This window comes from Streptomyces griseoflavus, assembly GCF_014649995.1.
GTDB lineage: Bacteria > Actinomycetota > Actinomycetes > Streptomycetales > Streptomycetaceae > Streptomyces > Streptomyces griseoflavus.
In genome coordinates, this window is sequence record NZ_BMUC01000004.1 from 23,383 (window position 1) to 42,795 (window position 19,413).

Genomic DNA, 19,413 nt, shown 5'->3' on the forward strand with positions numbered 1-19,413 from the left:
TAATACCGGCCGGGGCACCGCGGACGCGCCCTCGCCGTGATCTCCCTCACGGCCGGCCGCGCGGTATCCGCCCGTTATGGTTCCTGCCATGCCCAGCCGCACCCCAGCCAGTCGCACCGGGCGCCCGCGCAACGCCGCCGCGGACGCCGCGATCCTGGCCGCGACCCGTCAGGCTCTGGTCGAACTCGGCTGGTCCAAGCTCACCTTGGGGGACGTGGCGGTCCGCGCCGGGGTCGCCAAGACCACCCTGTACCGCCGCTGGGCGGGAAAGAACGAACTGGTCGTGGACGCGGTCGCGGAACTCTTCGACGAACTGAAGCTGCCCGACCGCGGCTCGCTGGCCGCCGACATCGAGGGCGTGGTGCTCCAGTTCGCCGCGATACTGGCCCGCCCGGAGGCCAGGAGCGGGCTGATGGCGGTGGTCGCCGAGGCCACCCGCGACGAGGCGCTGCGCGAGCGCATCCGCGCCTCCATCGTCGAACGGCAGAAGCGCCTCGTCCTCGCGGGCCGGGCCCGCGCCCAGGAACGGGGCGAGCTGCCGGCCGAGCGGGACGCCGGGGAGGCGGCCCGCGCGGTCGACCTGATCTTCGACATGGTGGCCGGCGCGGTGGTGCACCGCACCCTGGTCAGCGCCGAACCGGCGGACGAGGAGTGGGTGCACGGCTTCACCCGGGTCCTGCTGTCGGGCCTCGCCGCCCCCGGGTGAGCGAACCGGCCACGGTCGGCCGGTAGTCGCCTGTCGCCGCCCCGGATGCCCTGCGATGATCCCGGTCGTCCCCAGCGGGGCACACGGGACACCGAGCGGCCAGGGAGGCGCACATGACCGGCACCGAACGCGTCACCGTACGGATCGACACCTCCCGGCCGCACCCGGCCCGGGTCTACGACTGGTTCCTCGGCGGCAAGGACAACTACCCCGTCGACGAGGAACTCGGCCGGCAGATCATGGGCGTCGACGGCACGGCCCGGCACATCGCCCGCACCAACCGCTGGTTCATGCAGCGCGTCACCCGGTGGCTCGCCGGCAAGGCGGGCGTCCGGCAGTTCCTCGACATCGGCACCGGCATCCCCACCGAGCCCAACCTGCACCAGATCGCCCAGGGCGTCGCGCCCGAGTCCCGCATCGTGTACACCGACAACGACCCCATCGTGCTGGGGCACGCGGAGGCGCTGTTGCACAGCACCCCCGAGGGCGTCACGGACTACGTCCAGGCCGATGTGCGCGACCCCGGGCGCATCCTGCGGCACGCCCGGGAGAGCCTGGACCTCGCCCGGCCGGTGGCGCTGTCCCTGGTGGCGCTGACGCACTTCCTCGGCGACGAGGACGACCCGTACGCCCTGGTCGCCGAGCTCGTCGGCGCCCTCCCCTCGGACAGCTACCTGGTGCTGTCCCAGCTCACCGCCGACTTCGACCCCGAGGGCGTCGGCCGCGGTGTGGCGATGTACGCGGCGGGCGGTGTCACGCTCGCTCCGCGCGGCCGCGCGGAGATCGCCCGGTTCTTCGAGGGACTGGAGCTCGTCGAACCCGGCCTGGTCCAGCTGACCGACTGGCATCCCGAGCTCGCCGAGGGGGAGAGCACCGACGACAGCGCCGTGATCTCGCTCTACGGCGCGGTGGCCCGCAAGCCGTGAGGGCCGCCGCCCCGGCGGGCGGGCGGTACCGGCCCCCCAACAGCCGCTTATGATGCCCCGGTGTTCGACTCCCGGCACATCAGGACGTTCCACGAGGTGGTCAGGACCGGTTCCTACTCGGCCGCCGCACGTGCCCTCGGCTACACCCAGCCGGCGATCACCCAGCAGATGAAGGCCCTGGAGCGGGACACCGGCTCCGCCCTGTTCGTCCGCGTGGGCCGCGGGCTGCGGCTCACCGAGGCCGGGGAGGCGCTGGCCCGGCACACCGCGTCGATCCTCGACGCCATGTCCGCCGCGCGGGAGCAGATGAACGCCCTCACGCGGCTGCGCGCGGGACGGGTCCGGCTGTGCGCCTTCCCCAGCGCCAATTCCACGCTCGTCCCGGAGGCGCTGGCCCGGCTGTCGGCCGACCACCCCGCGCTCCGGGTGGACCTGCTGGAGAACGAGCCGCCCGAGTCGCTGCGGCGGCTGACCCGCGGCGAGTGCGACATCTCGCTCGCGTTCACCTATCCCGGACTGCACGAACAGGTCCCGGAAGGGCTGGTGGAAATCCCGCTCCTGGAGGACCAGCTCACCGTGCTGCTGCCCGCCGGGCACCCGCTGGCCCGGCGGCGGGCGGTGCGGCTCACCGATCTGGCCGGGGAGCGCTGGATCGCCGGCTGCCCGCGCTGCCGGGCCAACCTGCTGCACGAATGCGCGGAGGAAGGTTTCGTCCCCGACATCGCCTTCATGACCGACGACAACCTCGCCGTGCAGAGCCTCGTCGCGGAGGGGCTGGGGGTCGCCATGCTGCCCTCGCTCGTCCTGAACTTCATGCGCCACCCCAAGGTCACCGGGCGCCCGCTCCGGCCCGTCTCCCGCCGCAAGATCTCCGCCTACGTCCTGCCCGAGCACCTGCGCATACCGGCGGCGGCACGGGTGCTGGACCGGCTGAAGGCGGTCGGGGCCGCCAAGGACGGCTGCTGAGCCTCCGGGCCTCACCCATAAGCAGGGCTTGGGAAAGGCCAAGAAACTCTCGTTGGACGTAATGCCTGTGTCCGTCCGACGCTCCCGGTATGCCTCCCGCACCCAGTGCCACGAGCCTCCCGGGCGCCTTCACCGCCCCGCGCCCCACCGCACGCCTCGCCGCCCTGATCGCGGACATCGGGGCGACCGTCGGCCGCGGACTGCCGCCCGACCCCACGGCCCACCTCGTCGGCGAGTGCCTCGCCCCGCACCTGGGCGCCCCCGACCTGCTCACCCCGGAGCAGTGCGAGAGCGATCCCGCCCGCTACCGGCAGCACCTGCTGCACGCCGAGCACGACGGCAGCTTCTCCCTCGTCGCCCTGGTCTGGCTGCCCGGCCAGGGCACCTCCGTGCACGACCACATCGCCTGGTGCACCACCGGCGTCCACGAGGGCCGGGAGCACGAGCGGCGCTACCGGCTGCTGCCGGCCGCCGGGCCCGGCACCGGCGCACGGCTGGTCGCCACCGCCGACGTGGTCAGCGAACGCGGCGACGTCTGCGGCTTCGCCCCGCCCGGCGACATCCACCGGGTGTGGAACGGCGGGCCGGGCACGGCGATATCCCTGCACGTCTACGGCGCCGACATATCCCGCTCCGGCACCAGCGTCCGCCGCGTCTACGCGCAGCCGGCCGACCGCTGATGGCGCTGCTGAGGGAACGGTCCGCCGCGCCGGCGGCGCCCGGCCGCCCGGCCCCGGCCCGCCGGCCCGGCCTCGCCCTGGCGGTGCTGGGCGTGGCCCTCGCCTGGTCGGTGCACCGGCTCCTGCCGGGCGTCCCGATGCTCACCGCCGCCGTCGTGCTCGGCGTCGCGGCCGCGCACCTGCCCCGGCTGCGCACCCTCGTACGGACCACGGCGCGGCCGGGGCTGTCGTACGCGGGCAGGCGGCTGATGCGGGCCGGGATCGTGCTCCTCGGGCTGAATCTCGCCTTCGACGACATCCGCGCGCTGGGCTGGGGCACCGTCCTGATGGTCGTCGGCGTGGTGACGTTCACCCTGCTGGGCACCTGGTGGCTCGGCCGACGGCTGGGGCTGCCCGGCGACCAGCCGCTGCTGATCGCCGCCGGGTACGCGGTGTGCGGGGCGTCCGCGATCGGCGCGGTGGGCGAGGCGCGGGGCAGCGACGAACGGGACGCCGCCACCTCGGTCGCCCTGGTGACCCTCTGCGGAACCCTCGCCATCGCGGTGCTGCCCCTGCTGCAGGGCGTACTCGGCCTGTCCGACGCGGAGTTCGGCCGCTGGGCCGGAGCGAGCGTGCACGACGTCGGGCAGGTGGTCGCCACGGCCCAGACCGCGGGAGGTGCGGCGCTCGGGGAGGCGGTGCTGGTGAAGCTGATGCGGGTGGCCCTGCTCGCCCCGATCGTCGCCGCGGTCGCCCTGGGCGTCCGGCGCGGGCGGGCCCGGGCCGCGGGCGCGCCCAGGGTGCCCCTCGTGCCGCTGTTCGTCGTCGGTTTCCTGGCCGCCGTGACGCTGCGCAGCACGGGCCTGCTGCCGCAGGCGGCCCTCGACACGGCCCACACGGTCCAGGAACTCCTCCTGGCCGCCGCCCTGTTCGGCCTGGGCAGCGCGGTCGACCTGCCCGCCCTGGCCCGCACGGGCGGCCGCGTGGCGGTGCTCGGCCTGTGCGCGTGGGTGACCGTGGCGGGCCTGTCGTACGGGGGCGTGCTGCTGCTCTCCGGCTGAGCCGGCCGCATACGGGTCCGGCGGGCACCGTGTCCGTGGACACGGTGCCCGCCGGGCGGCCGGGGGTCAGAAGCCGGGGGGCTCCGTGTACACGCCCCACTCGTCGCGCAGGACGCCGCAGATCTCGCCGAGGGTCGCCTCCGCGCGTACGGCGTCGAGCATCGGCTCGATCATGTTGGCGCCGGAGCGCGCCGCGGCGACCATGGTGTCCAGCGCGCCGCGCACCTTCGCGTCGTCCCGCCGAGCCTTGCGTTCGCCCAGCAGCCGCACCTGCTCGCGCTCCACCTCGTGGCTGACCCGCAGGATCTCCAGGTCGCCGGTGACCGATCCGGTGTGGACGTTGACGCCCACGACCCGCTTGTCGCCCTTCTCCAGCGCCTGCTGGTAGCGGAACGCGGACTCGGCGATCTCGCCGGTGAACCAGCCGTCCTCGATGCCGCGCAGGATGCCGGAGGTGATCGGCCCGATCGGGTGCCTGCCGTCCGGGTGGGCGCGCAGGCCCCGCTCCTTGATCTGCTCGAAGATCTTCTCGGCGTCCGCCTCGATGCGGTCGGTGAGCTGCTCGACGTACCACGAACCGCCCAGCGGGTCCGCGACGTTGCCGACGCCGGTCTCCTCCATCAGCACCTGCTGGGTGCGCAGGGCGATCTCGGCGGCCTGCTCGCTGGGCAGCGCCAGGGTCTCGTCGAGGGCGTTGGTGTGCAGCGAGTTGGTCCCGCCGAGGACGGCGGCCAGCGCCTCGACGGCGGTCCGCACGACGTTGTTGTACGGCTGCTGCGCGGTCAGCGAGACACCGGCGGTCTGGGTGTGGAAGCGCAGCCACTGCGCCTTGTCGCTCTCGGCGCCGTACACGTCCCGCATCCAGCGGGCCCAGATCCGCCGGGCCGCGCGGAACTTGGCGATCTCCTCGAAGAAGTCGACGTGCGCGTCGAAGAAGAAGGACAGCCCGGGTGCGAAGACGTCCACGTCGAGCCCGCGGCTGAGCCCCAGCTCCACGTACCCGAAGCCGTCCGCGAGGGTGTAGGCGAGCTCCTGCGCGGCCGTCGCCCCGGCCTCGCGGATGTGGTAGCCGGAGACGGAGAGCGGCTTGTAGGCGGGAATGCCCGCCGCGCAGTGCTCCATCAGGTCGCCGATGAGGCGCAGGTGCGGCTCGGGCTGGAAGAGCCACTCCTTCTGCGCGATGTACTCCTTGAAGATGTCCGTCTGCAGCGTGCCGTTGAGCACGCCCGGGTCGACGCCCTGGCGCTCGGCGGCGACGAGGTACATGCAGAAGACGGGCACGGCGGGCCCGCTGATCGTCATGGAGGTCGTCACCTCCCCGAGCGGGATGTCCTTGAACAGGACCTCCATGTCGGCCGCCGAGTCGATCGCCACCCCGCAGTGACCGACCTCACCGAGCGAGCGCGGGTCGTCGGAGTCGCGGCCCATGAGCGTCGGCATGTCGAAGGCGACGGAGAGCCCGCCCCCGCCGTTGCCGAGGATCATCTTGTAGCGCTCGTTGGTCTGCTCGGCGTTGCCGAACCCGGCGAACTGCCGGATGGTCCACGTCCGCCCCCGGTAGCCCGTCGGATACAACCCGCGGGTGAAGGGGTACTCCCCCGGCCAGCCGATCCGCTCGAAGCCCTCATAGGTGTCCCCGGTCCGGGGTCCGTACACCGGCTCCACGGGATCGCCGGAGAGCGTGGTGAAATCCGCGTCGCGCTTCCGCGCGGCGTCATACCGGGCCTGCCAGCGTCGGCGGCCCTCGTCGATGGCGTCAGCGTCCATACCCCCGAATTTACTAGGACGTCCAAGTAAATGTCGACGGCAACCCGCCGCACGCTACTCCGTACGGCGGTGACCTGGGAAAACGTCAGGCCTTGGCGACCGCGGGGGCCTCGTCCGCGATCGTGCCCTCCAGCTCGCGACTGATCCTGCGCTCCACGAAGAACGCGGCCGTGGGGACGGTGCCGGCCAGCAGCACCCAGAGCTGCTTCTTCACCGGCCACTTCAGCTTGGAGCCGAGGTCGAAGGCGAAGATCAGGTAGACCACGTAGAGCCAGCCGTGCGCGATGCTGACCACCTGCGTGAAGTCGGCCGCGCCACCCAGGTCGAGCACGTACTTGCCGATCATGCCGAAGGTCAGCGCGACGAGGAGAACACCGGTGACGTAGGCCATGACCCGGTAGCGGGTGAACACGCTCTTCTTCATGCCATCGAGCGTAACCGGCCGTCCGGCGAGATCCCGGCCGGGGTCAGTCCGCGTCGAAGTCCCCCGCCGCCACCCTCAGCGGCCGCAGGATGGCGAAGAGTTCGCCGCACTCCTCGGCGTCGTAGGCACTCAGGCCGAAGTCCATCGCCATCAGGTCGCGGGTGGCCGACTCGACCACCTCGCGGCCCTTGTCGGTGATGGTGGCGAGGGTGCCGCGGCCGTCGTTGGGGTTGGGGCGCTTGGCGACCAGACCCGACTTCACCAGGCGGTCCACGGTGTTCGTCACCGACGTGGGGTGCACCATGAGCCGCTCGCCGATCTTCGACATCGGCAGCTCGCCCGACTTGGAGAAGGTCAGCAGCACCAGCGCCTCGTACCGCGCGAACGTGAGCCCGTACGGCTTGACCACCGCGTCGACCTCGGCCAGCAGGATCTGGTGCGCGCGCATGACCGAGGTGATCGCGGCCATCGACGGCACGCTGCCCCAGCGCTGCTTCCAGAGCTCGTCGGCGCGGGCGATGGGGTCGAAGGAGAGACTGAGCGGCTTCGGCACGGCTCAGACCCTACCGGCCGGTCATATGTCGGTCAGCCCTGTCTCACTCATCGGTCCGCGCGGTCCGCGGCGGACGGTCCGCGAGGTGCCGTTCGACCGTCTCCACCTTCGACGTGAGGCCGTCCGTCACACCCGGGCGGATGTCGGCCTTGAGGACGACGGACACGCGCGGGGCGCGCGCCTCCACGGCGGCCACGGCACGCCTGACCACGTCCATGACCTCGTCCCAGTCGCCCTCCAGCGAGGTGAACATGGCGTCGGTGCGGTGGGGCAGCCCGGATTCACGGACCACGCGCACGGCGTCGGCGACGTACTCCCCCACGTCCTCGCCGACGCCGAGCGGTGTCACCGAGAAGGCGACGATCACGCGTTCACGACTCCCTCGGTGCGGGCGCGGGAGGCGATCACCGCGTCGTCGGCCTCGCGCTTGAGCCGGCGCTCGGCGAAGAAGCCGCCGACGGGCAGGACCGACATCAGGAAGTAGAAGGCGGCGGTCTTCAGCGGCCACTTGGCACGGTTCCAGGCGTCGGCCCAGAAGAGCACGTAGAGAACGAAGAGGAAGCCGTGGACCGCACCCATCACCGGGACGGCGTTGAAGTCGGTGGTCCGCTTCAGGACCGAGCAGACGAGCAGCAGCAGGAAGGAGATCGCTTCGGGGCCCGAGACCAGGCGGAGGCGGCGGAGGGCGGAGGCGGTCTTGATGTCCACGGGTCACCTTCGGTGGGAGAGACGTCGGCGTCGACGGTTCGGACGGCTTGTGAACACACGCACAAGCGCGTCCATTGTGGCAAACCCCGTACGGGGTCGAAGGAGCGGGTCCTCAGGGTCCTTCAGGGTGCGGATCCGGGGACGACTCGGGCCCCGGGATCTGTTCGTCGGGGCAAAGGGGCGACTACCGTCGCAACCGTGGCGATGTTCCGACTTCAGAGCAGCAAGGTGCTCGCCGTCGACATGACCGGGGATGCCGTGAAGGCGAAGAACGGCTCCATGGTCGCGTACGACGGCGAGATGGCCTTCAAGAAGCTCAGCGGTGGTGGTGAGGGCCTGCGGGGGATGGTGACCCGCAGGCTCACGGGCGAGCAGATGACGCTGATGGAGGTGAAGGGGCACGGGACCTGCTTCTTCGCGGACCGCGCCTCCGAGATCAACCTGGTGGGGCTGCGCGGCGACAAGCTCTGCGTGGAGGCCGGCAACCTGCTGGCGGCGGACGCCGGGCTGCGCACCGGGACCACGTTCACCGGGCTGCGCGGGGCCTCCCAGGGCAACGGGCTGTTCACGACCACGATCGAGGGCCACGGCCAGGCGGCGATCCTGTCGGACGGGCCGGCCGTGCTGCTGCGGGTCGGCCCGCAGTACCCGCTGACGGTCGACCCGGGCGCCTACGTGGCCCACCAGGGGAACCTGCGGCAGTCGTTCCAGTCGGGTGTGACCTTCCGCACACTGATGGGCGAGGGCGGCGGCGAGGCCTTCCAGATCCGGTTCGAGGGCGACGGGGTGGTCTACGTCCAGCCCAGTGAGCGCAACACCATCGCGGGGGACGTCTGAGATGGGCTTCCGGGAGATCAACTCCAAGATGATCGAGGCCACCGTGACGCCCGGCCGGCGGCTGTTCAGTCAGCGCGGCGCGATGCTCGCCTACAAGGGGGAGGTCGCCTTCACCCCGAACCTGCGCGGCGGGCAGGGCGGGGTGATGTCGATGATCGGACGGCGGGCCGCGGGCGAGGACACGCCCCTGATGACCGTCGAGGGCAGCGGCACCGTCCTGTTCGGGCACGGCGGCCACCACATCCAGGTGATCGACCTCTCCGGCGACACGCTGTACGTGGAGGCCGACCGGCTGCTCGCCTTCGAGGGCACGCTGGAGCAGGGCACGGTGTTCCTCGGCTCCCAGGGCGGGGTGATGGGCATGGTCCGGGGGCAGGTCTCCGGACAGGGGCTGTTCACGACGACGCTGAAGGGGCACGGCTCGGTCGCCGTGATGGCGCACGGAGGGGTGATCGAGGTCCCGATCACCCCGCAGCGCCCGGTCCGCGTCGACCCGCAGGCCTACGTCGCCCACCACGGCGACGTGCGCAACAAGCTGTCCACCGCCCTCGGCTGGCGGGACATGGTGGGCCGCGGCTCCGGCGAGGCCTTCCAGCTGGAGCTGAGCGGCAGCGGTGCCGTGTACGTCCAGGCGTCGGAGGAGAAGCTGTGAGCACGTACGGAACGCCGGCCGCCGGACCCGTGGTCCACGACCCGACGACGCTGCCCGCCGACGACAACGTCGATCACTACACCTTCTGCGTGGAGCTCAAGGGCACCCAGTGGTTCATGCAGAAGGGGAAGATGATCGCCTACTACGGGTCGATCGACTTCAACGGCATCGGGCACGGGCGACTCGACCGACTTGTCCGCACGTCGTTCCATTCGCCTCTGCACGCGAGCGACTGGGTCGTGGCGGAGGGCTCCGGCAAGATGCTCCTCGCCGACCGGGCCTTCGATGTGAACGCGTACGACCTCGAGGACGGCAACCTGACCATTCGCTCGGGCAACTTGCTAGCTTTTCAGCCAAGTCTGTCGCTGAAGCAGTCGATCGTGCCGGGTTTTCTGACGCTGATCGGAACCGGAAAGTTCGTGGCCGCCTCCAACGGTCCGGTGGTCTTCATGGAGCCTCCGATCCGGGTGGACCCGCAGGCGCTGGTCGGCTGGGCGGACTGCCCGTCCCCGTGCCATCACTACGACCACGGGTACCTGACCGGCGTGATGGGCGGTCTACGTGCGATGACCGGCCTGGGCGGGGCCTCCGGCGAGGAGCACCAGTTCGAGTTCGTCGGGGCGGGCACGGTGCTGCTGCAGTCGTCCGAGGCACTGATGACGGAGCAGGCCACGGGGGTCCCCCCGGCCGAGCCGGGGGTGCCCGGGGGCGGGCAGGGGCAGCCGGGAGGCGCACCGCGCCTTCCCGGACAACTGGGAGACCTCCAGCGCCGCTTCGGACTGTGAGCGGTAATGTGCGGGGTGTGACATCGAACGCCTGCACGTGATGTCACTCGAAAGCCTCATTAGTTCGTCTTTCAACTTTCTTAGGTAGACTTCATTCATGGAGACCGAGACGGCCACCCGCTGGCTGACCAATGCGGAGCAGTGCGCCTGGCGCACCCACCTGGAGGTCAACAGGCTGTTGACGTACCAGCTCGAGAAGGACCTCCAGCCGTTCGGCCTGACAATGAACGACTACGAGATCCTGGTGAATCTGTCCGAGTCCGAGGACCGGCGGATGCGGATGAGCGACCTCGCCTCCGCCACCATGCAGTCCAAGAGCCGGCTGTCCCACCAGATCACCCGCATGGAGAACGCGGACCTGGTCCGGCGGGAGAACTGCGAGTCCGACCGCCGGGGCCTGTACGCGGTCCTCACCGAGCACGGTCTGGAGACCATGCGGAAGGTCGCGCCGCACCACGTGGCGTCCGTGCGCAGACACTTCATCGACCTGCTCTCGCCCGAGGCGCTCACCGAGCTCGACAAGGCCCTCAAGCCCATCGCCGAGCACCTGCGGGGGCAGCGGGGGCGTCCCTGACGCCCCCGGTCCCCTCCGGCCTCAGCCGGCGAGCGGCAGGCGGAGTTCGAACAGGGCTCCGCCTGCCGGCGCCGTGCCCGCCGTGAGCGTTCCTCCGTGCCGTACGGCGACGTCCCTCGCGATCGCGAGGCCGAGTCCGGCGCCGCCGTCGTCACGGCTGCGGGCCGCGTCCAGCCGGACGAACCGTTCGAAGATCCGCTCCCGGTCCGCCTCCGCCACCCCCTCGCCGTCGTCGGCCACCGCGAGCACCGCCAGGGCGCCCTCCCGCCGCACGGTCACGGTGACCCGCTCGCGGGCGTGCCGCCCGGCGTTGTCCAGCAGGTTGGCGAGGACGCGTCCGAGCTGCCCCCGCGAGCCCGTGACCTCCGCGGGTACCGCGTCCACCGTCACGCCGGTACGTCCCGCGGCCTCCTCGCGCGCCATCGCCGCGAGGTCGACCCGGGCGTCGGCGGGCCGCTCCCCCGCGTCCAGCCGGGCGAGCAGCAGCAGATCGGCGGCGAGGCGCTGGAGCCGCACGGTGTCCTCCACCGCGCCGTCCACGTCGAGGAGCTCGGGGTGGGCGGCCGCCACCTCCAGCTGGGTGCGCAGGGAGGCGATGGGGCTGCGCAGCTCGTGCGAGGCGTCGGCGACGAACCGCCGCTGGCGCTCCACGGACGCCTCCAGGGCGGCGAGGGTCTCGTTGGTGGTGCTGGCCAGGCGGGCGATCTCGTCGTGCGTCGCCGGTTCGGGGACACGGCGGGTGAGGTCCTCGGAGGCGGTGATCGCGGCCATCTCCCGGCGGATGCCCTCCACCGGCCGCAGGGCCCGGCCGGTGACCAGCCAGGTCACCCCGGCGACGACGCCGAGCAGCAGGGGCAGGCCGATGAGCATGCCCGTCAGCGTGGTGTCCACCGCACTGTGCTCGGCGGCGAGCGGAGCACCCGCGGTGACCGTCAGACGGCCCCCGTCGGCGGTCCCCACGTCCACGGCGGCGAAACGGTAGTCCTCGGCGTCGCCGTCGATCGTCGCCGAGCCGTTGCTGAAGGTCGTTCCGCTGCCGATCTCTCCGGGCGCCGGCCCGGCGCCGGAGTCGTCGTCGGAGTCACCGTCGGAGTCGTCCGCGTCGTCGGAGTCGCCGGGACGGCCGGGGTCGTCATCGTCGTCACCGGGTGCCGACGGGCGGGGCGTCACCTCGGTCGTCGCCGTGCCGTCGATCCGTTGCAGGTCCTCGGAGGCCGCGACGAGCGTGCCGTCCTGGTCGACGACCTGCACCGGCCTGTCGTCGCCGTCCAGCCCGGAGAGCTGGTCGTACGGCGTCCGGGCGGCGAGTTCGGCGGCGACCGCCCGCGCGGACTGCTCCGCCTGGGTGCCCGCCTCGCCGATCAGATTGGAGCGCAGCGACATCAGGACGGCGGTGCCGGCCGCGACGAGGGCCACCGCGACGACGAGGGTGGCGGCGAGCGTCGCCCGCGCGCGGACCGAGCCGAACAGGCGGCTCACGGCGCCGTCTCCAGCCGGTAGCCGGCACCGCGCACCGTACGGATGAGGCCGGCGCGCAGTTTGCGGCGCAGGGCGCTGACGTAGACCTCCACGATGTTGGGATCGCCCTCGTAGGCGAAGTCCCAGACGTGCTCCAGGATGTCGGCCTTGGAGACCACCTCGCCGGCCCGCAGCACCAGGTGCTCCAGCACCGAGAACTCCTTGGCCGTCAGCGTCACCTCCTCCTCGCCGAGGAACACCCGGCGGGCGGCGGTGTCCACCTTGAGGTCCCCGTGCACATGGACCGGGGAGCCCCCGGCACCCCGCCGGCGGCGCAGCAGCGCCTTGACCCTGGCGACGAGGACGACGTACGAGAACGGCTTGGTGAGGTAGTCGTCGGCGCCCGTGTCCAGGCCCTCGGCCTCGTCGTACTCGCCGTCCTTGGCGGTGAGCATCAGGATCGGCACGTCGTGTCCGGCGGCGCGCAGGGCGGCGCAGACGCGGTAGCCGTTCATGCCGGGCAGCATGATGTCGAGGATCAGCAGGTCGTACGTGCCCTCCGTGGCCCGGTGCAGTCCCTCCCGGCCGTCGTGGACGACGTCCACGGCGTAGCCCTCGGCGGTCAGGCCCTTGGCCAGGGAGAGGGCGAGGCGTTTCTCGTCCTCCACGATCAGGAGTCGGAAGGGGCGGCGCGGGGCGCCTCCGGCGGGGTGGTGGTGGGAGACGGGCGGACACATGGGCCAAGGGTCGCAAAGCGAACCTGAAGATCGCTTCAGGCGGCTTCAGGTTCCTCTCAGCGTCGGTCCGCGAGATTGATGGCGTACAGCGCGAAACGCAGCGACCCGGGAGGAACCCACATGAAGCGCAACATCGTGATCGCCGTCGTCACGGCCGCGGCCCTGGTCGGCGGGGGGACCGCGACGGCCCTCGCGGTCTCGGGGGACGACGACGGCGGGTCCTCGCCGGTGGCGCGGACGGAGTCGCGGGCGGGGGACGACGACGCACGGGACGACGACGGCCGGGACGACCGCGACGACAGCCGCGGCGACGACCGGGACGACCGCGACGAGGACGGGCGCGACGCCGACGGACATGACGACGACCGCGGCGACCGCGGCGCCTCCGGTGACGTGACCGCCGCCGACGCCGTCGCCGCCGCGCTGAAGCACACCCCGGGCACGGCCGTCTCCGCCGAGCTGGACGACGGCGCCTGGGAGGTCGACGTCCTCGGCAAGGGCGACGACTGGCGCAGCGTGCGCGTCGACCCGGGGACCGGCAAGGTGCTGGGCGCCGAGAAGGACGACGAGGACGACGCCGACGAGGTGCGGGCCGCGCTGAAGGGCGCTTCGGTGACCGCCGAGCAGGCCGCGAAGGCGGCGGCCGCCAAGGGGACGGTGGTCTCCCTGGAGCTCGATGACGACGACGACCGGGGCTGGGAGGCCGAGACGCGCACCGGCTCCGGCGACGACGACAGGGACTGGCGGGTGGACCTGAGGAACGGCAAGGTCACCGCCGACCGGGACGACGACTCGGACGACGACTGACCGATGTGGTGGAGCGGCGGGGGGATGTCCTCGCCCCCGCCGCCCCTTCCCTTTCGTCAGCCGCCGGACGGCTGGTCGGTCGAGGTCAGCCCCGTCACCAGTTCGTCCGCCGCCCGGTACGGGTCGAGGTCGCCGGCGATGATGCGTTCCGCGAGCGCGTCCAGGCGGCGGTCGCCGTGGAGGTCGCCGATGCGTTCGCGCAGGGCGGTGACGGCGATGGTCTCGACCTCGCGGGAGGCGCGGGCCAGGCGGCGGGTCGTCAGGACGCCGTGCTCCTCCATCCAGGCGCGGTGCTTCTCCAGGGCCTCGACGACCTCGTCGACGCCCTCCTGGCGGGCGGCGACCGTCTTGACGATCGGGGGGCGCCAGTCGCCCGGCGCGCGGGACTCGCCGAGGCCGAGCATGTGGTTCAGCTCGCGGGCCGTGGCGTCGGCGCCGTCGCGGTCGGCCTTGTTGACGACGTAGACGTCGCCGATCTCCAGGATCCCGGCCTTGGCGGCCTGGATGCCGTCGCCCATGCCGGGGGCCAGCAGGACCACGGAGGTGTCGGCCTGGGAGGCGATCTCCACCTCCGACTGGCCCACGCCCACCGTCTCGACGAGGATCACGTCGCAGCCCGCCGCGTCCAGGACGCGGATGGCCTGGGGGGCGGCCCAGGCGAGACCGCCCAGGTGGCCGCGGGTGGCCATGGAGCGGATGTAGACGCCCGGGTCGGAGGCGTGCTCCGACATGCGGACGCGGTCACCGAGCAGGGCACCCCCGGAGAAGGGCGAGGACGGGTCGACGGCCAGGACGCCGACCCGCTTGTCCTGCTTGCGGTACGCGGTCACCAGGGCCGACGTCGAGGTGGACTTGCCGACGCCCGGGGAGCCGGTGAGGCCCACCACGTACGCGTTGCCGGTGAGCGGCGCCAGGGCCGCCATCACCTCCCTGAGCTGCGGGGACGCCCCCTCCACCAGGGAGATCAGCCGGGCCACGGCCCGTGGCCTGCCTTCCCTGGCCTGGGCGACCAGCGAGGAGACGTCCTGCATCACAGCTCCGTTCACGAGAGGGAAATCAGCACACCGCCGGGAGGCCCGGCTCAGGCCTTGGGCACCCGCACGATCAGCGCGTCGCCCTGACCGCCGCCACCGCACAGCGCCGCCGCGCCGACGCCGCCGCCGCGCCGCTTCAGCTCCAGCGCCAGGTGCAGCACGAGCCGCGCGCCGGACATGCCGATCGGGTGACCGAGGGCGATGGCACCCCCGTTGACGTTCACCTTTTCGGTGGAAACACCCAGGTCCTTCATTGACTGGACGGCGACCGCGGCGAAGGCCTCGTTGATCTCGATGAGGTCGAGGTCGGAGACCTCCAGTCCTTCCTTCTTCAGCGCGTGCCGGATCGCGTTGGACGGCTGCGACTGGAGGGAGTTGTCGGGTCCGGCCACGTTGCCGTGGGCGCCGATCTCGGCGATCCAGTCCAGACCCAGCTCCTGCGCCTTGGCCTTGCTCATCACGACCACGGCCGCCGCGCCGTCCGAGATCTGCGAGGAGGAACCGGCGGTGATGGTGCCGTCCTTGGCGAACGCGGGACGCAGCCTGCCGAGGGACTCGGCGGTGGTGTCGCCGCGGATGCCCTCGTCCTTGCTGAACAGGACCGGGTCGCCCTTGCGCTGCGGGATCTCGACCGGGGTGATCTCGGCCTCGTAGATGCCGTTCTTCTGCGCGGCGGCGGCCCGCTGGTGGGACAGGGCGGCGATCTCGTCCTGCTCCGGACGGGCGATGCCCAGACGGGTGTTGTGCTTCTCGGTCGACTCGCCCATCGCGATGTTCTCGAAGGAGTCGGTCAGACCGTCGTGCGCCATGGCGTCGATCATCTGCACCGCGCCGTACTTGTAGCCCTCGCGGGACTTCGGCAGCAGGTGCGGGGCGTTGGTCATGGACTCCTGGCCGCCGGCGACGACCACGTCGAACTCGCCGGCGCGGATCAGCTGGTCGGCCAGCGCGATGGCGTCGAGGCCGGAGAGGCACACCTTGTTGATGGTGAGCGCCGGGACGTTCATCGGGATGCCGGCCTTGACGGCCGCCTGGCGGGCCGGGATCTGCCCCGCCCCGGCCTGGAGCACCTGGCCCATGATCACGTACTGGACCTGGTCGCCGCCGATCCCCGCACGGTCCAGGGCGGCCTTGATCGCGAAGCCGCCGAGGTCGGCTCCGGAGAAGGACTTCAGCGAGCCGAGCAGCCGACCCATGGGGGTGCGGGCGCCCGCGACGATGACGGAGGTCGTGCCGTTCGTTGCGGATGATGCGGAAGTTGCGGAAGACATGAGCTGCGATCCCCTTCCGGCTGCACAGCCGAGGAGTGAACGAGGGTTTACTTCGAATGTACTGACGTGCGGTGGACCCCGTCATCGGCCTTTCGGTGTGATCGCGCGCACGTTGCGTAACCGCCCGGTGGGCGCTCCACTGAAACCATGCTGACGCGAATCGACCACATCGGGATCGCCTGCTTCGACCTGGACAGGACGGTGGAGTTCTACCGGACCACGTACGGCTTCGAGGTGTTCCACTCGGAGGTCAACGAGGAGCAGGGCGTGCGCGAGGCCATGCTCAAGATCAACGACACCTCGGACGGCGGTGCCTCCTACCTGCAGCTCCTCGAACCCACCCGGGAGGACTCCACCGTAGCCAAGTGGCTCGCCAAGAACGGCGAGGGGGTGCACCACATCGCTTTCGGTACGGCGGATGTGGACGCGGACGCGGCCGGTATCAAGGACAAGGGCGTACGCGTTCTGTACGAAGAGCCCCGGCGCGGCTCCATGGGGTCACGGATCACCTTCCTGCACCCCAAGGACTGCCATGGCGTACTGACAGAACTCGTCACTTCAGCGCCTGTTGAGTCGTCCGAGCACTGACCCACGTACATAAGGGCCGGTAGGGTTGGGTCCGGTCGCCGCTCGATCCGTGGCGACCTTCCCGTCGTCTTTGGCGACGGGATCGCCGGGGTCCGGTTTTCGGGGGGCGAGCGCGGGGCAGCGGCCCATGCTCCGCCGTTGATCTGACACCATTCCCCGGGGGCCCCGTTCGGCGGTTGGACGGAGCTCGGCCAGACTTGCGACCAGGGGACGGATGGGACCGCGCAGTGCGGGGCTACGAGAGCCAGGAGCGAGAGCCGGCGGCTGACGTCGACCACCTCTCTCGGTTCGAAGCCGAGATGAAGCGGCTGAAGACCGAGCGGGAAAAGGCGATCCAGCACGCCGAGGACCTCGGCTACCAGGTCGAGGTGCTGCGCGCCAAGCTGCACGAGGCGCGGCGCACCATCATGTCCCGGCCCGCCTACGACGGCGGTGACATCGGCTACCAGGCCGAGCAGATGCTGCGCAACGCGCAGATGCAGGCCGACCAGCTGCGCGCGGACGCCGAGCGGGAGCTCAGCCAGGCGCGGGCGCAGACCCAGCGCATCCTCCAGGAGCACGCGGAGCAGGCGGCCCGGCTCCAGGCGGAGCTGCACCAGGAGGCGGTGGCCCGGCGCCAGCAGCTCGACCAGGAGCTCGCCGAGCGCCGGCAGACCGTCGAGTCGCACGTCAACGAGAACGTGTCGTGGGCGGAGCAGCTGCGGGCCCGCACCGAGGAGCAGGCCCGCCGGCTCATGGAGGAGACCCGCGCGGAGCGGGAGCAGGCCATCGCCGCCGCCCGCGCGGAGGCGGAGCGGCTGACGTCCGAGGCCCGCCAGCGGCTGCAGAGCGAGGCCGAGTCGGCCCGCGCGGAGGCCGAGCAGTTGCTGCGCCGGGCCCGCACGGACGCCGAGCGGCTGCTGAACGCCGCGTCCACGCAGGCGCAGGAGGCCACCGACCACGCCGAGCAGCTGCGGACGTCCACGGCGACCGAGTCGGAGTCGGCGCGCCGTGAGGCGCAGGACCTCGCCAAGGCGGCCGAGCGGCGCATGGCGGAGGCCGAGACCGCGCTGCGCGAGGCGCGCTCCGAGGCGGAGAAGGTCCTCGCCGAGGCGAAGGAGGCCGCCGCCAAGGCGATCTCCTCCGCCGAGTCCGCCAACGAGACCCGTACGCGCACCGCCAAGGAGCAGGTGGCGCGGCTGGTCAGCGAGGCCACCAAGGAGGCGGAGACCACCAAGGCGGACGCCGAGCAGCTGGTCGCCGACGCCCGCGCGGAGGCCGAGAAGATCGTCGCCGAGGCCGCGGAGAAGGCCCGCACGCTCACCGCGGAGGAGTCCGCCACCCAGCTGTCCAAGGCGGCCAAGACCGCCGAGGACGTGCTCAACAAGGCGTCGGAGGACGCCAAGCAGACCACCAGGGCGGCGGCCGAGGAGGCCGAGCGGATCCGCAGGGAGGCCGAGGCCGAGGCGGACCGGCTGCGGGCGGAGGCGCACGACATCGCCGCGCAGCTCAAGGGCGCGGCGAAGGACGACACCAAGGAGTACCGCGCCAAGACGGTCGAGCTGCAGGAGGAGGCGCGCCGGCTGCGCGGCGAGGCCGAGCAGCTGCGCGCCGACGCGGTCGCCGAGGGCGAGAAGATCCGCGCGGAGGCCCGCAAGGAGGCCGTGGCGCAGATCGAGGAGGCGGCGAAGTCCGCCGAGGAGCTGCTCGCCAAGGCGAAGGCGGACGCCGACGAACTGCGGTCCACCGCGCAGACGGACAGCGAGAAGGTCCGCACCGAGGCCATCGAGCGGGCCACGACGCTGCGCCGGCAGGCCGAGGAGACGCTGGAGCGCACCCGCAAGGAGGCCGAGCGGCACCGCGCCGAGGCCGTCGAGCAGGCGGACGCGCTCCGGGAGGACGCCGAGCGGGCCGCGCGCGAGCTGCGCGAGGAGACCGAGCGGGCCGTCGAGGACCGTCGCGCCGAGGCGGCCGGGGAACTGACGCGGCTGCACACGGAGGCCGAGGAGCGGCTCGCCTCCGCCGAACAGGCGCTGGGCGAGGCGCGCGAGGAGGCCGCCCGCATCCGCCGGGAGGCGTCCGAGGAGGGCGAGCGGCTGCGCACCGAGGCCGCCGAGCGGATCCGTACCCTGCGGCAGCAGGCGGAGGCGGAGGCCGAGCGGCTGCGGGACGAGGCCGCCGCGGACGCGTCGGCGTCCCGCGCGGAGGGCGAGTCCGTCGCCGTGCGGCTGCGGTCGGAGGCCGCGGCCGAGGCGGAGCGGCTGAAGGCGGAGGCGCAGGACAGCGCCGACCGGATGCGGGCGGAGGCGCAGGCCGCCGCCGAGCGGATCGGTGCGGAGGCGTCCGAGGCGCTGGCCGCCGCGCAGGAGGAGGCCGCCCGGCGGCGCCGCGAGGCCGAGGAACTCCTCGGCGCGGCCCGGCAGGAGGCCGACCAGGAGCGCGAGCGGGCCCGCGAGCAGAGCGAGGAGCTGCTGGCGTCGGCGCGCACGCGCGTCGAGGAGGCGCAGGCCGAGGCCGTACGTCTGGTCGAGGAGGCGGACCGGCGCGCCACGGAGATGGTGTCGGCGGCCGAGCAGCACGCGCAGCAGGTGCGGGACTCCGTCGCGGGCCTGCACGAGCAGGCGCAGGAGGAGATCGCCGGGCTGCGGTCCGCCGCCGACCACGCGGCGGAGCGTACCCGCCGCGAGGCGGAGGAGGAGGCGGACCGGGTCCGCGGCGACGCCTACGCGGAGCGGGAGCGGGCGAGCGAGGACGCGGGCCGGCTGCGGCGCGAGGCGCACGAGGAGTCGGAGGCCGCCAAGGCGCTGGCCGAGCGCACCGTGTCCGAGGCGATCACGGAGGCCGAGCGGATCCGCTCGGAGGTGTCCGAGCACGCCCAGCGGCTGCGCACGGAGGCCTCGGACGCGATCGCGGAGGCCGAG

The 19,413-nt window shown here is 72.4% G+C and carries 21 protein-coding genes; 12 read left to right on the top strand and 9 right to left on the bottom strand.

Annotation, left to right across the window (positions count from 1 at the left end; translation table 11 throughout):
• Nucleotides 1–88: 88 nt before the first annotated feature.
• The 5 genes from IE172_RS10985 (at nucleotide 89) to IE172_RS11005 (ending at nucleotide 4,318) form a co-directional block, all read left to right on the top strand.
• Entirely contained in the window at nucleotides 89–706 is a 618-nt protein-coding gene (locus IE172_RS10985) for a TetR/AcrR family transcriptional regulator (protein ID WP_190096983.1), read from the top strand.
• 113 nt (nucleotides 707–819) lie between these two features.
• Nucleotides 820–1,632, top strand: coding sequence for an SAM-dependent methyltransferase (locus IE172_RS10990; RefSeq protein ID WP_190096984.1), 813 nt, complete (start codon nucleotides 820–822; stop codon nucleotides 1,630–1,632).
• A gap of 60 nt (nucleotides 1,633–1,692) precedes the next feature.
• Nucleotides 1,693–2,598, top strand: a complete 906-nt coding sequence (locus IE172_RS10995) for a LysR family transcriptional regulator (RefSeq protein ID WP_190096985.1) — start codon at nucleotides 1,693–1,695, stop codon at nucleotides 2,596–2,598.
• Between the two features lie 89 nt (nucleotides 2,599–2,687).
• The gene (locus IE172_RS11000; protein WP_190096986.1) at nucleotides 2,688–3,278 is read left to right on the top strand and encodes a cysteine dioxygenase family protein; all 591 of its coding nucleotides are present in this window, start codon (nucleotides 2,688–2,690) and stop codon (nucleotides 3,276–3,278) included.
• Complete coding sequence (locus tag IE172_RS11005) at nucleotides 3,278–4,318, top strand: YeiH family protein (protein ID WP_190096987.1); 1,041 nt, start codon at nucleotides 3,278–3,280, stop codon at nucleotides 4,316–4,318. Before IE172_RS11000 ends, IE172_RS11005 begins: the two co-directional genes overlap by 1 nt.
• Before the next feature lie 66 nt (nucleotides 4,319–4,384).
• Here IE172_RS11005 and icmA read toward each other — a convergent pair whose 3' ends face one another.
• The 5 genes from icmA to IE172_RS11030 all read right to left on the bottom strand — a co-directional run bounded on the left by icmA (nucleotide 4,385) and on the right by IE172_RS11030 (nucleotide 7,770).
• Nucleotides 4,385–6,085, bottom strand: a complete 1,701-nt coding sequence (icmA, locus tag IE172_RS11010) for a coenzyme B12-dependent isobutyryl-CoA mutase large subunit (protein WP_190096988.1) — start codon at nucleotides 6,083–6,085, stop codon at nucleotides 4,385–4,387.
• A gap of 85 nt (nucleotides 6,086–6,170) precedes the next feature.
• Nucleotides 6,171–6,509 carry a DUF3817 domain-containing protein gene (locus IE172_RS11015; protein WP_190096989.1) on the bottom strand — a complete coding sequence of 113 codons (339 nt, stop codon included), beginning with the start codon at nucleotides 6,507–6,509 and terminating at the stop codon, nucleotides 6,171–6,173.
• A gap of 43 nt (nucleotides 6,510–6,552) precedes the next feature.
• Entirely contained in the window at nucleotides 6,553–7,062 is a 510-nt protein-coding gene (locus IE172_RS11020; protein WP_190096990.1) for a MarR family winged helix-turn-helix transcriptional regulator, read from the bottom strand.
• A 43-nt stretch (nucleotides 7,063–7,105) separates the two neighbouring features.
• Nucleotides 7,106–7,429, bottom strand: coding sequence for an MTH1187 family thiamine-binding protein (locus tag IE172_RS11025; RefSeq protein ID WP_190096991.1), 324 nt, complete (start codon nucleotides 7,427–7,429; stop codon nucleotides 7,106–7,108).
• Nucleotides 7,426–7,770, bottom strand: coding sequence for a DUF3817 domain-containing protein (locus IE172_RS11030; RefSeq protein WP_190096992.1), 345 nt, complete (start codon nucleotides 7,768–7,770; stop codon nucleotides 7,426–7,428). The genes IE172_RS11025 and IE172_RS11030 overlap by 4 nt, the downstream gene beginning before the upstream one ends.
• 204 nt (nucleotides 7,771–7,974) lie before the next feature.
• On the opposite strand from IE172_RS11030, the gene IE172_RS11035 reads away from it, so the two are divergent.
• The 4 genes from IE172_RS11035 (at nucleotide 7,975) to IE172_RS11050 (ending at nucleotide 10,618) form a co-directional block, all read left to right on the top strand.
• Entirely contained in the window at nucleotides 7,975–8,607 is a 633-nt protein-coding gene (locus tag IE172_RS11035; protein ID WP_190097329.1) for an AIM24 family protein, read from the top strand.
• A 1-nt stretch (nucleotide 8,608) separates the two neighbouring features.
• Complete coding sequence (locus IE172_RS11040; protein WP_190096993.1) at nucleotides 8,609–9,259, top strand: AIM24 family protein; 651 nt, start codon at nucleotides 8,609–8,611, stop codon at nucleotides 9,257–9,259.
• Nucleotides 9,256–10,044 carry an AIM24 family protein gene (locus tag IE172_RS11045; protein ID WP_190096994.1) on the top strand — a complete coding sequence of 263 codons (789 nt, stop codon included), beginning with the start codon at nucleotides 9,256–9,258 and terminating at the stop codon, nucleotides 10,042–10,044. The genes IE172_RS11040 and IE172_RS11045 overlap by 4 nt, the downstream gene beginning before the upstream one ends.
• Nucleotides 10,045–10,141: 97 nt before the next feature.
• Nucleotides 10,142–10,618: a MarR family winged helix-turn-helix transcriptional regulator gene (locus IE172_RS11050; RefSeq protein WP_190096995.1), complete on the top strand. Its 477-nt coding sequence runs from the start codon at nucleotides 10,142–10,144 to the stop codon at nucleotides 10,616–10,618.
• 21 nt (nucleotides 10,619–10,639) lie between these two features.
• On the opposite strand, the gene IE172_RS11055 is transcribed toward IE172_RS11050, so the two are convergent.
• Nucleotides 10,640–12,097: a sensor histidine kinase gene (locus IE172_RS11055; RefSeq protein ID WP_190096996.1), complete on the bottom strand. Its 1,458-nt coding sequence runs from the start codon at nucleotides 12,095–12,097 to the stop codon at nucleotides 10,640–10,642.
• On the bottom strand, nucleotides 12,094–12,813 hold the full coding sequence (locus tag IE172_RS11060; protein WP_190096997.1) for a response regulator transcription factor: 720 nt from the start codon (nucleotides 12,811–12,813) through the stop codon (nucleotides 12,094–12,096). The genes IE172_RS11055 and IE172_RS11060 overlap by 4 nt, the downstream gene beginning before the upstream one ends.
• Before the next feature lie 120 nt (nucleotides 12,814–12,933).
• On the opposite strand from IE172_RS11060, the gene IE172_RS11065 reads away from it, so the two are divergent.
• Complete coding sequence (locus IE172_RS11065; protein ID WP_190096998.1) at nucleotides 12,934–13,620, top strand: PepSY domain-containing protein; 687 nt, start codon at nucleotides 12,934–12,936, stop codon at nucleotides 13,618–13,620.
• Nucleotides 13,621–13,676: 56 nt separating this feature from the next.
• Here IE172_RS11065 and meaB read toward each other — a convergent pair whose 3' ends face one another.
• Together meaB and IE172_RS11075 are read right to left on the bottom strand one after the other, a co-directional pair.
• A complete protein-coding gene (meaB, locus tag IE172_RS11070) occupies nucleotides 13,677–14,651 on the bottom strand; it encodes a methylmalonyl Co-A mutase-associated GTPase MeaB (protein ID WP_190096999.1) in 975 nt (324 codons plus the stop codon).
• 50 nt (nucleotides 14,652–14,701) lie between these two features.
• On the bottom strand, nucleotides 14,702–15,925 hold the full coding sequence (locus tag IE172_RS11075) for an acetyl-CoA C-acetyltransferase (protein ID WP_190097000.1): 1,224 nt from the start codon (nucleotides 15,923–15,925) through the stop codon (nucleotides 14,702–14,704).
• Between the two features lie 147 nt (nucleotides 15,926–16,072).
• On the opposite strand from IE172_RS11075, the gene mce reads away from it, so the two are divergent.
• Together mce and scy are read left to right on the top strand one after the other, a co-directional pair.
• Nucleotides 16,073–16,513, top strand: coding sequence for a methylmalonyl-CoA epimerase (gene mce / locus IE172_RS11080; protein ID WP_190097001.1), 441 nt, complete (start codon nucleotides 16,073–16,075; stop codon nucleotides 16,511–16,513).
• Nucleotides 16,514–16,740: 227 nt separating this feature from the next.
• Nucleotides 16,741–19,413, top strand: a 2,673-nt coding sequence (scy, locus tag IE172_RS11085) for a polarized growth protein Scy (RefSeq protein WP_229885947.1), incomplete at its 3' end; no start/stop codon positions are given.

What these genes read in the sequence shown, in the direction of transcription:
- IE172_RS11005 (WP_190096987.1), top strand. Translation starts at nt 3,278, where the DNA reads ATGGCGCTGCTGAGGGAACGGTCCGCCGCGCCGGCGGCGCCCGGCCGC.
- IE172_RS11015 (WP_190096989.1), bottom strand. Translation starts at nt 6,509, where the DNA reads ATGAAGAAGAGCGTGTTCACCCGCTACCGGGTCATGGCCTACGTCACC.
- icmA (WP_190096988.1), bottom strand. Translation starts at nt 6,085, where the DNA reads ATGGACGCTGACGCCATCGACGAGGGCCGCCGACGCTGGCAGGCCCGG.
- IE172_RS10990 (WP_190096984.1), top strand. Translation starts at nt 820, where the DNA reads ATGACCGGCACCGAACGCGTCACCGTACGGATCGACACCTCCCGGCCG.
- IE172_RS11065 (WP_190096998.1), top strand. Translation starts at nt 12,934, where the DNA reads ATGAAGCGCAACATCGTGATCGCCGTCGTCACGGCCGCGGCCCTGGTC.
- IE172_RS11060 (WP_190096997.1), bottom strand. Translation starts at nt 12,813, where the DNA reads ATGTGTCCGCCCGTCTCCCACCACCACCCCGCCGGAGGCGCCCCGCGC.
- IE172_RS11000 (WP_190096986.1), top strand. Translation starts at nt 2,688, where the DNA reads ATGCCTCCCGCACCCAGTGCCACGAGCCTCCCGGGCGCCTTCACCGCC.
- IE172_RS11075 (WP_190097000.1), bottom strand. Translation starts at nt 15,925, where the DNA reads ATGTCTTCCGCAACTTCCGCATCATCCGCAACGAACGGCACGACCTCC.
- IE172_RS11050 (WP_190096995.1), top strand. Translation starts at nt 10,142, where the DNA reads ATGGAGACCGAGACGGCCACCCGCTGGCTGACCAATGCGGAGCAGTGC.
- mce (WP_190097001.1), top strand. Translation starts at nt 16,073, where the DNA reads ATGCTGACGCGAATCGACCACATCGGGATCGCCTGCTTCGACCTGGAC.
- meaB (WP_190096999.1), bottom strand. Translation starts at nt 14,651, where the DNA reads ATGCAGGACGTCTCCTCGCTGGTCGCCCAGGCCAGGGAAGGCAGGCCA.
- IE172_RS11040 (WP_190096993.1), top strand. Translation starts at nt 8,609, where the DNA reads ATGGGCTTCCGGGAGATCAACTCCAAGATGATCGAGGCCACCGTGACG.
- IE172_RS11035 (WP_190097329.1), top strand. Translation starts at nt 7,975, where the DNA reads ATGTTCCGACTTCAGAGCAGCAAGGTGCTCGCCGTCGACATGACCGGG.
- IE172_RS10985 (WP_190096983.1), top strand. Translation starts at nt 89, where the DNA reads ATGCCCAGCCGCACCCCAGCCAGTCGCACCGGGCGCCCGCGCAACGCC.